A 16,093-nucleotide genomic window follows, 5' to 3' on the forward strand; every position below is an offset into this window, starting at 1 on the left:
ATAGTAGAAAAGTTGCAGGTCGATACATTAATTGACTCTCCGGGGCGTACAGCTGTACGCCCCAAAGAGGTATCGGTTGGATTCTTTTTTCAAATTGCGATGATGTTAAATTTAATTCTTAACTTTTGACTTGATCTTTTCTAACTTTAGTCAGAGGGTAATATTTTAGAACTCATCACAATAGGTAGTTATCTTCTACACTCTACTCAAAGTTAGCAGATTATTTGACAAGCAATTTATTTACTTTGGCAACTATCAAGGTACAGTTGCCAAAAATTACTTCACCAGTTTCGCTAAATAAATTGTAGTTGTATTTACAAGTGAGGAAGTGCAATTACCGTGTCTTCGTCAGAAACTTTTGAACAACAGCAACCACAAATCCAGACTTCACCTAGTTTCGAGTTTTGGAGACAAGTAGGACAAATTACTGGTGGTACTCTCTTAACAATCGCGATGTTGACAACTTCTGTTGTCGCTGGAGGATTGGTTGGTTTAGCCATTAGTTTCCGTAATTTACCACAGGTTGGACAAATGCGGAACTTCACACCCGCAGAAACAACTTACATTTATGACATCAAAGGCAAACTTTTAGTTGGTTTACATGGAGAAGCCAACAGAAAAAATGTTCCTCTAGATCAAATTTCCCCAAATTTAAAACGCGCAGTCTTAGCCAGTGAAGATAGTTATTTCTACCACCACCACGGTATTGATCCAGGAGGTATCGGACGTGCTGCGATAGTGAACTGGACAGCAGGTGGTGTGCATGAAGGTGGTTCTACCATCACCATGCAATTGGTGAAAAATATCTTTTTATCTCAAAAACGTGCTTTTACCCGCAAAATAGCAGAAGCGGTACTAGCAATTCGCCTAGAGCAAATTCTCAGTAAAGACCGGATTTTAGAAATGTACCTCAATCAGGTTTATTGGGGTCATAATAACTATGGTGCAGAAACAGCAGCACAGACTTATTTTAATAAATCAGCTGTTGATTTAACTTTGGCCGAATCAGCAATGATGGCGGGTTTAATTCAGGCCCCAGAAGAATTTAGTCCTTTTGTGAATAAGAATTTGGCTATAGAAAAGCAAAGGCAAGTATTGGGACGGATGCTAGAATTGCAATGGATTAGCAAGCAAGAATATGATGATGCTCTCCGGCAAGAAATTAAACTTGGTAAAATTAAGTCATTTCAAGCTAGTCTCTTTCCTTATGTTACCAATGCAGTGTCGCAGGAATTAATTAAAAAGTTTGGGCGTGATGCAGTGCTTAAAGGGGGAATGCGGGTACAAACTACCGTAGCCACCGATTTGCAAATGCTGGCAGAACAAACTATCAAAAAATGGCATAAAACTCTTGAAGAGCAAGGGTTAAATAACAATCAAATGGCTTTAGTGGCTATTGACCCACGTACCCACTTTGTCAAAGCATTGGTAGGTGGTGTGGACTCAAAAAAGAGCGAATTTAACCGCGCAACTCAAGCGCAGCGTCAGCCAGGCTCTTCTTTTAAGCCGTTTGTTTATTACACTGCCTTTGCTAGCGGCAAGTTTACACCAGATACAACGGTGCTTGATACCCCAGTCAGCTACCCTGATATTGATGGTTTGTACTCTCCACACAACTACGATAATACCTTTAAGGGTGAAATATCGATTCGTACTGCTTTAGCACAGTCTCGGAATGTGCCAGCAGTGAAGATTGGCAAAGCGGTAGGAATAGATAAAGTTATAAAAACTTGCCGTACTTTGGGAATTATGAGTCCGATGGAACCCGTGAGTTCTTTGCCATTAGGTGCCATCGGTGTTACTCCATTGGAAATGGCTAGTGCTTATGCTACCTTTGCTAATTATGGCTGGCGATCGCCCCCAACGCTCATTGCTCGTGTTAAAGATAGCAGTGGTAATGTCTTACTAGATAATACTCCTAAGCCTAAGCTAGTTCTTAACCCTTGGGCATCAGCCACAATTTTAGATGTGATGCAGTCGGTAGTTAAAGAAGGAACTGGTAGAGGTGCTGCTATAGAAGGTCGTCCAGTCGCAGGCAAAACTGGCACAACTTCTTCAGAGAAGGATATCTGGTTTATAGGTACAGTACCACAATTAACAACTGCCATCTGGGTAGGAAGAGATGACAACAAACAATTAGCTCACGGTGCCACAGGCGGAGGTATGGTTACTCCCATCTGGCAAGATTTTATGCAGAAGGCACTTAAAAATGTACCAGTCAACAACTTTAAGCCACCTTCTCAGTTTTCTCGCCCCAAATCAATTAAAAAGGCTCAAAATTAACTGTTGTTAGGTAAAACACAATTAATACCATTTTGGATTTTGGATTTTGCGGAAAGTTGTCAGGAGGGTTTCCCTCCTGACAACTTTCCAAGACGGATTTTAGATTGTGAATCCCCTTGTGCATTCGGGTTTTATAAATCAATCTGTCGCAATTATTTTTAAAATTGGTATAAGTTGCATAACTTATCTAGTTGTTTTTTGTCATTAGTCATTAGTCCTGTGTCTTTTGTAAATACAAATGCATAATGACAGTCTTAACCAGATAATTTGCAATTGAAATGCACATTAACTCGTAGATTTTACCAATTTGAAAAATGATTGGAACAGATGGATAGCTGGTAGGGGCGGGTTCACCCAGATCATCATTAAATTAATATTGATAATATTTTTAAACCCGCCCCTACTGAGTTTTACAATCCAAAATCTAAAATCTAAAATCCAAAATAGTATTAGGGTGGAGTCAAAGTCATAGACACACCTGCTGAGTGTTTTTTCCAAACAGGAACGCTGCTGCACATTTTTTCCACAATGTACTCTGCAAGAATAGTTTCGGAGCATTTATTATTCCACCAATCCAACGACTTTTCGTGCATTTCTTGCATAAGTTGCTCGTTGTCCAGCAGATTTATTAATATTCCTTCCAAATCTTGCCAATCCTTGATTTGAATAATAGGCGACCCATCCAAATACCACCGTGAAGGCAAAGCTTCTGCTACCACAATGCATCCATATTTCATCGCCTCAAACAAACGAGTTGTTTCAAAAGACGTGCCTCTAGGAACTAGACATATTTTTGTATCCATCATGATTTCGCAATAGCTACGTTCATCTTCAATTGTTCTATTACGAAAACCACCAGTGATTGATAATTCAACTTTAAAATCTGGATTTTTTCTCTTGAACTTATTTACACTCGCTATCATGAGTTTTCTAGCAAGACTTTTTGGAGTTCCTAACCAGTACTTCAAAGACCATAAAGGATAAGGTACGTGTACTACGCTGCCAGAAAAATAAGTATTATAGAGACGCTCTTGAATATTCTTAATTGGCATATCCTTGGAATTGTTGTAACCCAAGGGAATATCGTAGATAGGAGTTATTGGATTTTTACCTAATAGCAAACTTTTGAAGTTGTGCCAATGATAATTTAGGAAACCAGGTACGCAAACAACTAAGATTCTGATAAATTGAATCAGTGTCAACAAGTTGAGAAGAGAAGGCTTGAGAAGAGGATTACATCCAAGGATAGGGCGTGTACCTATACATTTAAATACTGCCCTTACTTTGTGAGCATATTTGGGGATGCGATACCACTCGTCTCCTAATACAAAAACAACAACATTTTGTCCATATGATGGCAGTTCATCAATCTCATCCCAGGTTACATAAAATATTAAACCACTGACTTTCAGACTTTTCTCTATAGACTGAAATACTTTACCAAAATAAGTAGTTAAGCCAAAGTTAATCGGTGGATGAGTGTCGTATATATTCCAAGGAATCGGTTGTTGTCCTCGTCTGACATAGAGATAATATTGATTGGCAAGTGCAGTAATTACGGACATATCAGTGATTTCTTCTTCAAGATATGGATTGATTTGTTGAGTTAACAAAAACTGCTACAGGTTTCTTAAAGAGGATATGAACAATTGGATGTCTAAGATATACATAAAACAGAGCATCTTTGTTCACAACTCTAATAGGATTTATCTCATACCAATTCTCAGTGAAGCTGCACATTATTTTGACCACTCCCAACCTTCCACCCCCCTTTCATCCCCCCTTGGCAAGGCAGGAGGACAGAGGGGGTTGCTGCAAGCGGTAGGGTTATTTTTATGGGTCTTCGTATAGAAATGGTATAAGCTGTTTTATTTTTGTTGAAATTTTCGGAATGATGATGCACATGGCTAGAGAAAATTTTTTTAAATTATTTCTCTCAGTAGAATAATTTAACGGCAATTATTTAACCTTTTTATAAAGAAAGGGTAAATTCAAATATTTAATGTATGAAATTTTTATAAATATCGATTTTGTTAATATTGATTGAGTTTCATAAATTTAATATTGGAGAAATATAAAGTATTTTTTATACAAAAAAAGTTTGTACTTGGTATACCTTGAAATATTGATAATTCTATAGTTATAGGGCAGTTATCTTATAGATGAATTGTTATGTAAAAAACAATTATCAAGTAAAGTAAATTACTAAATGTAGAGTAATTTAAAATACACTACTGAATTATACTCAAACAGCATTCTTGATATGTGGCAATTCTAGTTAAGTTGTGCCATATTCATTTTTATTGAAAGAAGGAACCCAGGAAACTAATTATCCAAATCTCCTTTTTCATGAATAATTTAGAATTGCTATAGGTAATTAATGTTAATTGACGCACGTACACTACCTCTAGATGAAACTATTGAAACTGAAGTTTGCATTGTTGGTGCTGGGCCAGCAGGTATTACTTTGGCACGAGAATTAGCCTTTGCAGACTTCCGGGTTTGTCTTTTAGAAAGTGGTGGAATAGATTTTGACAAAAATGCTCAATCACTTTCTCAAGGTGAAAGTGTAGGGAATCTTTTTGGCAGACTAGACGAACAACGTCGTTTTCAGTTTGGTGGTACAGCCAACTCTTGGAAAATTCGATTGGGTAACAATCAAATTGGTGTTAGGTACGTACCTCTAGACAAGATAGATTTTGAGAAACGCGACTGGCTACCATACAGTGGCTGGCCTTTTGAAAAATCTCACCTCGATCCATTCTACGATCGCGCCCAAGCAATTTGTAAACTCGGAGCTTTTGCTTATCATGCTGAGGCTTGGGAAGATGCTGAAACTCCTCAGTTACCCTTGGCTGGTAATGTCGTCACCAGCATGTTTCAGTTTGGCCCTCGTGCTGTCTTCACCCATGAGTACCGTGAAGAAATTAATCAAGCGAGTAATATTACTACCTATCTCAACGCTAACTTGATGGAAATTGAAACTGATGAAACAGCCAAAACTGTAACTCGCTTACGAGTAGGTTGTTTATCAGGTAATCAATTTTGGGTTCGTACCAAAGTTGTAATTTTAGCTGCCGGTGGCATTGAAACCGCACGTTTACTATTGCTATCAAACAAGACACAAACAGTTGGTTTAGGCAATCAAAACGATTTGGTGGGTAGATTCTTTATGGATCATCCTTTAGTTGGTTGTGGTAAATTAATTCCTGCTAATTCAGACCTTTTCAAACGTACAGCTTTATATGATTTACGGCGGGTAAATAATGTACCTGTAATGGGTAAGCTAACTCTCACTGAAGAAGTGATGCGGCGTGAACAAATATTAAATAATAGTACATTGCTATTTCCCATCCCTAAACCATATCAATTAAAAGCTATTAATTCGCTGAAAACATTGCTTTCTGTAAGACATAATTCAGATGCCCGTAAAGATGTACTGAAACACTTAACAAATCTCATGATTGGTCTTGATTATATCTTACCTGCTGCTATTGGGGCAGTTAGCAAACAGCAACCATTTATTCCTAGTCTGGCTTGGGGTGGTTGGTCGTATATTCGAGGTCATGAAAAGCGATTTGTTGAGTTTGAAGCCCTGCATCAAACAGAACAAGTACCAGACCCAGACAATAGAATAACGCTAATTAGCGATCGCGATCGCCTCGGTCGTCAGCAAGTCAAGTTACACTGGCGTTGGAACGATATTGATATCCACAACATTAAGCGAACACAGGATATCCTCACTGAAGAAATTGCTCGTGCTGGAATCGGTCAATTACAAGTTGAACGAGATGGCAACCTACCAAACTTAATTCATCCTGGTACACATCATCACATGGGAACGACACGTATGCATGATGATCCAAAACAGGGTGTTGTAGATAAAAATTGCCAAGTCCACGGCGTTTCTAATCTTTTCATCGCCAGCAGTTCAGTTTTTCCTACAGGAGGCTATGCTAATCCCACACTCACCATTGTGGCTTTAGCAATTAGGCTCGCAGACCATGTGAAAACAATTATGGCATCAAAGCCAATAGCGGAAATTATCAGCTAATGGACATTTAAATTGTATAAGCACTCGTGTAAGCGTAGCGTCTAGGTCAAAAGAAAGCTGTTGACTGATGACAGTCATCAGTGAAGGTATTTCCAACAAATAAATTATCCTCTATTGTGGGGTGGGCATCCTGCCCGCCCTTCAGACAAAGGACGGGTGGGGACACTTTGAAGTTTGCAAGGGCGGGTGGAACTTCTTTCCATTCCACAAGAAAATTTAGGATATTTTTGAGAATGGAAGTCCCCAACACAATCTCTTAATTTTAAACCCTACGTTGTGGCGAATTTTTGACTAAAAAACGCCGCTTAGTAGCACCCAAAGCCAACAGCATCCCTAAACCCAAAACTGTAGTAGGTTCAGGAACAGTTTCGATTCTAGCGTTAGTCACTTCCAAAGCAGATGTCGTGTCAAAACCATCCACATCCACCACACCGAAAGCAAAGGTGTAAGTTCCAGCATTACTAAAAGTATAAGAACGCAACCCTGTTTTTTGCCCAAAAGGACTGTCAGCTTGAGTTGCGTTAGTGAAGTCTGCCAACTTAATCAGTGTGTTGTCCACTAACAAAAAAGCAAAATCCTTATTTTGCGTTTCATTAGTGCGGAAATTCCAATCAAAACGCAATACATCACCAGCTGCAACAGTCACAGTATTTTTAATCGCAGACCCTTCCACAGCTTCGCCTTCAACATCCAGTGCTTCGGGTTGCAAACCGAGAAAATCTTGTAAATCTGGAAAAGGACGTGCAGAACCAGCAGCATTGCCAGAGTAATTAAAATTAGTATCTGCTAAAAAATCTTCATCTTGTAAAGCATTATTAGACAACTTAGCTTCACCCAAAGCTGTTGTAGTTACATCTCCAAATTGTTGCCAACTGCCCAAGTCAAGCAAAGCAGCATCAGCAGCACTAGGAGTCATTGCCAAACCACAGAAACTGCCAAAGCTGACAAGACTGATTTGAAAAATTGAATTTTTGCTCAAAGTGCAGAATTTCATGATGTTTTATGTGGAATAGTAATGAGTGTCCAGTGAAACAGAATAGAGTCGCAGCAAAAAGGGCAAGCAATCTTGCCACTACAAATTAGAAAATATTAGAAAACAAAGTTATCAGCATTGGCTAAAGTATTTGATGATACATCCAATACTGTTAACAAATTCATCGCTACAGCGCGACCAGTTAAGCCATCTGGGTCAATCAAGACAGCGGTATTATTGCCCTGAGATCTAAAACTCAAGTAACCTTGTGCAGTAGCAGTTTCATAATTGAGACTGCCTAAGTTAAAACTGGCAAATAAATCAGTCAAAACAATCTTGTCTGCACCAGGCGAAAAATCAGTGATTTTGTCTTTGGCATCGCGGATACTGTTATAGACAAACAAGTCATTGCCAGCGCCACCAGTGAGAACATCACTACCAGTGCCACCAATGAGAATATCATTACCAGCACCACCAGAAAGCTCATCATTACCACCAACACCATCAATAATGTTATTGCTGGCTGTTCCGATGAGGACATCTCTACCTCTAGTTCCGGTGAAGTTGAGAGGAGTAACTGTTAAATCAAAGCTTTCACTCACACTTGCATTGCTGCTATCAGTAGCAATTACTTTCAGGCTAATGGTGCCCACATCTGTATCATCAGGTGTGCCGCTAAAAGTGCGGGTGTTAGCGTTGAAGGCTAGCCAGTCGGGTAGAGGGCTATCATCAACTAGGGTAGCAGTGTAGGTGAGAGTGTCACCTGCATCGACATCACTAAAAGTATCAGCATCAAAGGTGAAACTGAAAGCGCTGTTTTCAGTGGTAGTGATATCTGCAATGGCATTGGCAACAATGGGGGCATCATTGACTGGTTTAATGTTGATGTTAAAACTACCATCAATACTGCCGCCATTACCATCGCTGACAGTGAACGAGAAGCTGTCAGTGCCGCTGTAGTTGGCATTGGGGGTGTAGGTGAAGTAGTCGTCATCGGTGACGCTGGGTGTACCGTTGTCGTTAAGTGTGAGTGTGCCATTGCTGGCGTTAGTAAAGGCACTAATGCTTAAAGTATCACCATCATTAATATCTGTGTATCTACGTAGAATGTTGTTGGCAAGGATGTTAATGGGCGTATCTTCGTTAGTAGTAGCCGCAGTCGCAAAGCCAAACACTACGTAACTCTTACCAGCATTGTACTGCCCGTTGGGGGAGGCATTTGGTGCGCCAATAATCAAGTCGTCGATACCGTCATCATTGATGTCTCCTGCACCGCTGATTGAGAGGTTTCTCCTGTCAAACCCATCAATGCCTCTAATCACGAAGCCGTTGCTGCCGTCCAGGGATGAGAGGTTGAAACTGGCACTAAAGCCACTACTCTTGCCAAACACCACGTAGGCTTGGTCAGAATCTAATGCCCCAACAATCAGGTCATCGAAGCTATCACCATTGATGTCCCCCACACCGGTGACGGAAAAGCCTAATCGGTCATAGGCATAAATGCCTCTAATCACGAAGCCGTTGCTGCCGTCCAGGGATGAGAGGTCGAAACTGGCACTAAAGCCACTACTCTTGCCAAACACCACGTAGCTCTCCCCAGCATAAGGCTGATCGGTGGGGTTGACACTTGGTGCGCCAATAATCAGGTCGTCGAAGCCGTCACCGTTAATGTCCCCCCCATTGCTGGCAGATCTGCCTGAGTTGTCAAACACATCAACGCCGTTAATCACGAAGCCGTTAGTACCATCCAGGGATGAGAGGTTAAAAGTGGCACTAAACCCGCTACTCTTGCCAAACACTACGTAGCTCTCTCCAGCAAAAGGCTGACCGTTGGAGTCGGCATAAGGTGCGCCGATAATTAGGTCGTCAATGCCGTCGCCGTTGATGTCCCCTGCACTGCTGACAAAGCGGCCTGAGCGATCCGCATCAACGCCGTTAATCACGAAGCCGTTGCTACCATCCAGGGATGAGAGGTCGAAACTGGCACTAAACCCGCTACTCTTGCCAAACACTACGTAGCTCTCTCCAGCAAAAGGCTGACCGTTGGAGTCGGCATAAGGTGCGCCGATAATTAGGTCATCGATGCCATCGCCGTTAATGTCCCCTGCACTGCTGACAGATTTGCCTAAGCTATCATCCGCCTCAATGCCGTTAATCACGAAGCCGTTGCTACCATCCAGGGATGAGAGGTCAAAACTGCCATTAAAGCCACTGCTACTGCCAAACACTACGTAGCTTTTCCCAGCACTAGACTGACCGTTGGGGTCGGCATAAGGTGCCCCGATAATTAAGTCGCCGATGCCGTCGCCGTTGATGTCTCCGGCATTACTGACGGAGAAGCCTGAGTTGTCAAACGCATCAATGCCGTTAATCACGAAGCCGTTGCTACCATCAAGGTCAGATAAGTCTAGGCTGGCACTAAAGCCACTGCTACTGCCAAACACTACGTAGCTCTCTCCAGCAAGAAATTGTCCGTTGGGGTCGGCATTTGGTGCGCCAATAATTAGGTCGTCGATGCCGTCACCGTTGATGTCTCCGGCATTGCTGACTGAAAAACCTGAATAGTCACCCGCATTAATGCCGTTAATCACGAAGCCGTTGTTGCCGTTAAGGGTGGAGAGAAAGAAATTTGAAATAACTGCTGTGGGTGCGTCATTCACTCCGTTGATGGTCAGGTTAACCGTAGCTGTACTAGTAAAGCTGCCATCACTGACAGTGTAGGTGAAGCTGTCGCTGCCGTTTTCACCGACACCCAAAGTGTCAAATTGACCATTAGGGTTGTAAGTGAAAGTGCCATCAGCATTGAGGGTGAGAAAGGCACCCGAACTTAAGAAAATGGAAGTGCCAACAGCGATCGTATTACCGTTGACAGCCGTTACTGTTAGAGGATCATTGTCCGGGTCGCTGTCGTTAGCTAAGACCGAAATGTTAACAGCAGTGTCTTCATCGGTAGTAGCCGTGTCATTAACCCCGACTGGAGTTTGATTAGTAGTGGGAGTCGCAAAGCCAAACACTACGAAGCTTCGCTCAAAACGTGAGTTGACAATCACGTCGTCAAAGCCGTCGCCGTTGATGTCTCCAGCACCGCTGTAAGAGTAGACATCGTAGTTGCCTGTGCCACTGATCACCAATCCATTAGTTCCGTTGAGGTCGGAGAGGTTGAATTCGGCTCCAAAGCTACTGCTGCTGCCAAACACCACGTAGGTCTTCTGAGAACCGTAGACACCAGTATCAATACCCATATAAGATGAGCCGATAATCAGGTCGTCAAAGCCGTCGCCGTTGAAATCCCCTGCGCTGCCTACAAAGGAGCCTGACAGACCAGACGTATCATTGCCGTTGATCGCAAAGCCATTGCTGCCATCCAGGTCAGATACATTGAGGCTGGCACTAAAACCACTGCTACTGCCAAACACCACGTAGCTCTGACCTGCAGCAGACTGTCCGTTGGGGGAGGCAAAGGGTGCTCCGACAATCAAGTCGTCTATGCCGTCGCCGTTGAAATCCCCAGCATTAGCGACGGAGAAACCTGCACCGCTGATCGTGAAGCCGTTGCTGCCATCCAGGTCAGATACGTTGAGGCTGGCACTAAAACCACTACTCTTGCCAAACACCACATAGCTTCGCTGAGCAAACGGTGCCTTAATAATCACGTCGTTAAAGCCGTCGCCATTGATGTCCCCACCATTGTTGACGGACAAGCCTATAATGTCATAGCTTACTCGGTCATAGCCATCAATGCCATTGATGACGAAGCCGTTACTGCCGTTAAGAGTTGAGAGGTCGAATCCAGCACTAAGGTCATCGCTGCTGCCAAACACCACGTAGGTTTCTTCTGGGTCATAAGTATTGGCGTTGGCACCTGGAATTATAGCGCCACGATTTATCCTGATAATTAGGTCGTCGAAGCCGTCACCGTTGATGTCACCCCCACTGCTCACGTCATTGCGTGCGAAACTATACCTATCAATGTCGTTGATCACGATGCCGTTGATCGTAAAGCCGTTGCTGCCATTCAGGTCGGAGAGGTTGAATTCGGCTCCAAAGCCACTGGTGTTGCCAAACACCACGTAGCTAGTTCCAACATTTAAATTGTTAGTGTTGTAGGCACTACTATTAGCCCCGATAATCAGGTCGTCGATGCCGTCGCCGTTGATGTCCCCCGCACTGCTGAAGGAGGAGCTTGTGCCGTTGATTACAAAACCGTTACTGCCATTCAGAGACGATAAGTCGAAGCTGGCACCAAAGCCACTACTGTTGCCAAAGACCACATAGCTTTTACTACCATTAGCCTTGATAATCAGGTCGTCAATGCCGTCGCCATTGATGTCCCCAGCACTCCTAACAATGCGGCTTGTGCCGTAAATCACAAAGCCATTGCTGCCGTCTAGGTCAGAGAAGTTAATATTAGCCACTTTTGTTGATTCTCCAAGTTGTTTTGGTTGTCTTGTTTGTAAGGTGTGGAGAGGTGAAATTTGAAGTTTCTATAGGGTTGAATTGCTGCTCATCCCACTGTCACCATCCGCCGAATTTCGTCATTACGAAACCCGATCGCCATCGGACAACGCACCTGTGGCAGTACTACCACATCGTATAATTCCAGCACCACCCCCTCTAGTCTTAAACTATGAACAATATCTCCACTTCGTAGGTCAATCACTAGCAATCCACAACGAGGTTCGGCTTTCTTTTGCTGCAATTTTTCATCCAAAGGCAAGCCGCTGAAGGTTTTGTTATGTCTGGGTTGGGAAATTCCCACGATCGCAAAGTCTCCGTGAAAAGCACAGCCACGCATGTATCCTGGGCAAAAGGTCACGGGTTGAAATTCTCCCCGTTCTAAATCAGCAAAGCCAAACTCGCCGGTGCCAGAGTTGAGTATCCAGAGTTTTTCTTGATACCACCTAGGAGAATGGGGCATGGACAATCCTCTAAGTATGATTTCATTGCTCTGTACATCGATGACACAACCCCCATCCACCCGATGCTCCCGCCAGCCTTCTGCTACGTCTGACTCGCTGACAGCAGTAACATATCGAGGTTTGCCGTCACGCATAGCTAAGCCATTGAGGTGACATCTGTCTTCTGCCCCCAGTTTGCTAATAAATGGCGGCTGCCACAAAGGCACGAAACTATGGGTTTCGCTGACTGTGGCTAAACAACTAAATAAGGTATTGACAAAAATGATTTGTCGTGTATCTAAGGTTTTTGGGGAATTGCTTAAAACTATGTCATGAATATCTAAATCGGCAGTGACATAACCTACCTGGGGTAAATATACAGCATCGTAGTTTTGGTAGGTTTGTCCTGGTTCGAGGATGTTTTCAAACCGCCACAGTTGATACAGCGAACTCATGTATAGGCTGTTACCCTCAGCATATAATCCCATGCACCGCTCAAAGGTGCGTTCAAAGACTGACAGTTTGCCATTGGGTTGCAACCCGATGAAAAACAGTTTCCCCGCTTGATAGGTGGTAAATGCCAAACTCAGATTTTGCTCGTTCAGCCAAGGGGTAAACTGGCGGGAAGCATTGATTTCTAAGGCAGGAACCGCAGCCTGAGATGATCCAGAGGTAGGGGAAATTGCATTGTGTGAAGAATCGAGCAAGGTAACTATTCCACTTAGTTTTTCTCAGTAATTACCCTACAACAATTCTTTTTTATTCCATCGCTCTTCTTCAACTCTTTTTATTATGGCCGCTCTTCTTCAACTGCGCTTTACTATTAGTAAGTTAAGATACAGAGTTTTTCCCCTTCTGTGGTTCTGTTCCTGCTCGCTGTCGTGCCAAACTATCAATAGCATCACCCAAAGCGGTGGTCAGGCTTTTACGAGTTTGGGCGTGGTTTTCTTGCTCAGTTTTTAAAGCTTGCAATAAGCGATCGCGTTCTTTGGTGACTGCAATCAATTTAGCTTGTAATTCTTGTACAGATTGGATTTGCTCGATTTCTTGAGTAATTGCTGTGGTTGTTTGACCATCAACAAGTATTGTGCCATCAATGCCTTTGAGTTTGTGAAGTTCTTTCTTCAACGATGCGATCGCCTTTTGGGATAGATCAGCATCTGTACGGCGTTGCTCTGCTTCTGTATTATAGAGTTTGCGCCATTTCTCAGCACTTTCCCAAGCGGCATCGCGATCGCGTTGCTGTTCTATCAACTGCTGTTTGAGTGCCTGAATTTCCGCTAACCACTTTTGTGTTAAAACTGCGGTATTATCATTAATTTCAGCCATTTTAATACTCTTTATCTACTAATTTAGGATTTTTATCAGTCGAAAACCTCAAGAAAAAGAAATTTGTAATGGCAACAAATATACTACCTGTGTACCAAAGACATACCATAGCATCTTTACATGAAAGTTTATTACTTCTAAAAATTATGGGACAGCCTCGTTTTGTCCGTTTCTTTCGCCATCTCAATTGGCGCACAGTCAAGAAAACTATCACCAGAACCATCGAAAGGCGACTTTTGGGGCTTGCCTCGGAAATTGCTTTCAATGCTATGTTATCGTTGTTTCCAGCGATTCTTGCTGTCATTACAGCCATAGGCTTGTTTGAACAATCCTTGCAAGACACTTTTAAACAACTGGCAATTCAACTGAGTCAAGTTGTACCAGAAGAAGCCTTGAAGCTGATTCGAGATTTTGCCACAAAAGAAATTACCAACCCGAAAAATAAAGGTTTGTTTTCTTTAAGTTTTGCGATCGCGATTTGGACTGCTTCAGGTGCAATAAGTACCGCCATGACAGCCTTAGATCAAATTCATCAAATTCCCCCACAACGCACGCGTCCCTTTTGGCAAGCCAAACTTGTCTCTCTTGGATTAACAATTGGGACTATTTTGCTGTTAATGCTGGCTTGTTTTTTGGTATTTATGAGTGACTTACTATTAAAAATGGTGGTGAATGAAAATGCTTCTTTGGTCTTTTTGTTACATCTTTGGCAGTTACTACGGTGGCCTTTAGCTTTAGGCATAGTTGCAACCGCCTTTGGCTTTGTCTATCGCTATGGCCCTAGTGTGTGGAATTCTGGTACACCGATGATGCCTGGGGCAATCTTAGCAGCTGTCTTCTGGGCGATTCTGTCTGGTTTGTTTCGGACTTATGTGGCAAATTTTGGTAACTACAACAAAGTCTATGGTGCAGTGGGAACTGTGATCGTTTTAATGCTGTGGCTGTGGATGAGTGCTGCTGTGATGCTAGTGGGCGATCAATTAAATGTATCTGTTGCTGAGGATATGCGCTCAAAAGGAACTAGTGACAAATGACTAATGACTAGTAAAATATTAGACTATTCTACTTAAAATGAGCGATCGCCTTATGCCTGATTCTTATTCACGATTTTCTGATATTGATCCCAAGCTTCATGCACCTACTTTACAAAGGCTACGTCAGCTTAGCCGCCTCCTTGATAAAGTGATTGCTGTTCCCGGAACACCAATTGCTATTGGTCTAGATCCTCTTATAGGATTTATACCTATTGGTGGCGATGTTTTAGGATTGTTACTTTCTAGTTACATTATCTGGGAAGCATCTCGATTAGGTGTACCTAAAGCTACTTTAGGTAGAATGCTCTTAAATGTGATCATCGATAGCTTGGTAGGCACTATTCCTGTATTCGGAGATTTGTTTGATTTTGCTTGGACAGCAAACGAGTATAATCTTAAGCTATTGGAAGAATACTTAAAGTTTCGTCGTTAACAACAAACTGTAGACGCTATATTTTTACTAATTGTTATTGTCTTATTAGCATTATCATGCTAATAATTATAATGCTGTATTGTGCCAAAACTGGCGCAGAAATTAGTCATTGATAAACGAATGAAAGATTGGTGGCAAGCCACTTTTCCTAAAGGGCGGCAAAGTCTAGTTATTACCGATGCTAAGGGGTATCCTGTACAAATTGCCTATGGTGAAAAAGGTACAGGTAAGCCACTAATTTTATTACATGGTATAGGTAGTTGGAGTTACAATTGGCGTTACAGCGTTGCCCCCCTATCTAAATATTTTCGGGTTATTTGTTTTGATGCTAAGGGCTATGGTTTTTCAGAAAAACCCTTGTCTCGTCACGAACATCAAGGTCATCAACTGATTGAATTTGAGAGAATTATTCAAGCATTATGTGATGAACCCGCAGTAGTAGTAGGTGAATCTTTGGGTGGATTAATTGCTCTTGGTCTTGCTCAAAAAAATCCTGAATTAATCGAGCGTTTAGTAGTAGTAAATGTACCTATTTTCACTGAAGGTCTACCCAGTTTACCTATGTGGTTGCTGGCCCAAACGCCCATAGAAGTAATTCAAACAATTGACTTTTTGCGTTTAGCATATCTGTTTGCACCTATATTCAGACAAATGATGGCTTTAGAAAGGCGGGCGGTGCTTTTTGATCCTTCAATATTGACTGAGGAAGATATCTATTGGATATCTTACCCCTTTATTGAACTGCCTGGTACTTTTGCCAAAGTCGCTGAAGAGTTACGAATAGCAGCACGAGAAATTGAGAATTACCAAGCCAATAAGCCAAATATGCTCAGTGACATTCAAAAGAATTTGAGTAATATTAAGTGTCCGACTTTAATTTTATGGGGTGAACAAGATACTTGGTTTCCAGTTGCTCATGGTCAAAAATTGCATCAACATATCCCTCATTCTCAGTTAAAAATTTTACCTAACTGTTGTCATGATGCTTCGACTGGTGCTTTCAAATTGGTGAATGCAACTATTGTTGAGTTTCTCCAGAAGACAAATTTTTTGTAATTTACAGCAGTTTTCATATTTTTAACGTGAGTC

10 protein-coding genes are annotated in these 16,093 nt (G+C 42.2%); 5 read left to right on the plus strand and 5 right to left on the minus strand.

Annotated elements, in window-relative coordinates:
* Nucleotides 1-339 precede the first annotated feature (339 nt).
* Nucleotides 340-2,283, plus strand: a complete 1,944-nt coding sequence (locus I8748_RS04140; protein WP_198123400.1) for a transglycosylase domain-containing protein — start codon at nucleotides 340-342, stop codon at nucleotides 2,281-2,283.
* Nucleotides 2,284-2,732: 449 nt separating this feature from the next.
* Here the strand turns inward: I8748_RS04140 and I8748_RS04145 are convergent, their stop codons facing one another.
* Nucleotides 2,733-3,896 (minus strand): glycosyltransferase family 47 protein, encoded by a 1,164-nt coding sequence (locus I8748_RS04145; RefSeq protein ID WP_225896303.1) that lies wholly within the window; start codon nucleotides 3,894-3,896, stop codon nucleotides 2,733-2,735.
* A 767-nt stretch (nucleotides 3,897-4,663) separates the two neighbouring features.
* On the opposite strand from I8748_RS04145, the gene I8748_RS04150 reads away from it, so the two are divergent.
* Nucleotides 4,664-6,337 carry a GMC oxidoreductase gene (locus I8748_RS04150; RefSeq protein ID WP_198123401.1) on the plus strand — a complete coding sequence of 558 codons (1,674 nt, stop codon included), beginning with the start codon at nucleotides 4,664-4,666 and terminating at the stop codon, nucleotides 6,335-6,337.
* Nucleotides 6,338-6,599: 262 nt separating this feature from the next.
* Here the strand turns inward: I8748_RS04150 and I8748_RS04155 are convergent, their stop codons facing one another.
* From I8748_RS04155 to I8748_RS04170, 4 genes are all read right to left on the minus strand, one after another.
* On the minus strand, nucleotides 6,600-7,331 hold the full coding sequence (locus tag I8748_RS04155) for a PEP-CTERM sorting domain-containing protein (RefSeq protein ID WP_214662416.1): 732 nt from the start codon (nucleotides 7,329-7,331) through the stop codon (nucleotides 6,600-6,602).
* 95 nt (nucleotides 7,332-7,426) lie between these two features.
* Nucleotides 7,427-11,725: a tandem-95 repeat protein gene (locus tag I8748_RS04160; protein WP_198123403.1), complete on the minus strand. Its 4,299-nt coding sequence runs from the start codon at nucleotides 11,723-11,725 to the stop codon at nucleotides 7,427-7,429.
* An 89-nt stretch (nucleotides 11,726-11,814) separates the two neighbouring features.
* A complete protein-coding gene (locus I8748_RS04165; protein WP_214662417.1) occupies nucleotides 11,815-12,915 on the minus strand; it encodes a TIGR03032 family protein in 1,101 nt (366 codons plus the stop codon).
* Nucleotides 12,916-13,039: 124 nt separating this feature from the next.
* Nucleotides 13,040-13,537: a hypothetical protein gene (locus tag I8748_RS04170; protein ID WP_198123404.1), complete on the minus strand. Its 498-nt coding sequence runs from the start codon at nucleotides 13,535-13,537 to the stop codon at nucleotides 13,040-13,042.
* A 146-nt stretch (nucleotides 13,538-13,683) separates the two neighbouring features.
* On the opposite strand from I8748_RS04170, the gene I8748_RS04175 reads away from it, so the two are divergent.
* The 3 genes from I8748_RS04175 to I8748_RS04185 all read left to right on the plus strand — a co-directional run bounded on the left by I8748_RS04175 (nucleotide 13,684) and on the right by I8748_RS04185 (nucleotide 16,060).
* A complete protein-coding gene (locus I8748_RS04175) occupies nucleotides 13,684-14,571 on the plus strand; it encodes a YihY/virulence factor BrkB family protein (RefSeq protein ID WP_198123463.1) in 888 nt (295 codons plus the stop codon).
* Between the two features lie 37 nt (nucleotides 14,572-14,608).
* On the plus strand, nucleotides 14,609-15,004 hold the full coding sequence (locus I8748_RS04180; RefSeq protein ID WP_225896304.1) for a DUF4112 domain-containing protein: 396 nt from the start codon (nucleotides 14,609-14,611) through the stop codon (nucleotides 15,002-15,004).
* Nucleotides 15,005-15,124: 120 nt separating this feature from the next.
* Nucleotides 15,125-16,060 (plus strand): alpha/beta fold hydrolase, encoded by a 936-nt coding sequence (locus I8748_RS04185; RefSeq protein ID WP_198123406.1) that lies wholly within the window; start codon nucleotides 15,125-15,127, stop codon nucleotides 16,058-16,060.
* Nucleotides 16,061-16,093 lie beyond the last annotated feature (33 nt).

The organism is Amazonocrinis nigriterrae CENA67 (genome assembly GCF_016056305.1).
GTDB classification, from domain to species: Bacteria; Cyanobacteriota; Cyanobacteriia; order Cyanobacteriales; family Nostocaceae; genus Amazonocrinis; species Amazonocrinis nigriterrae.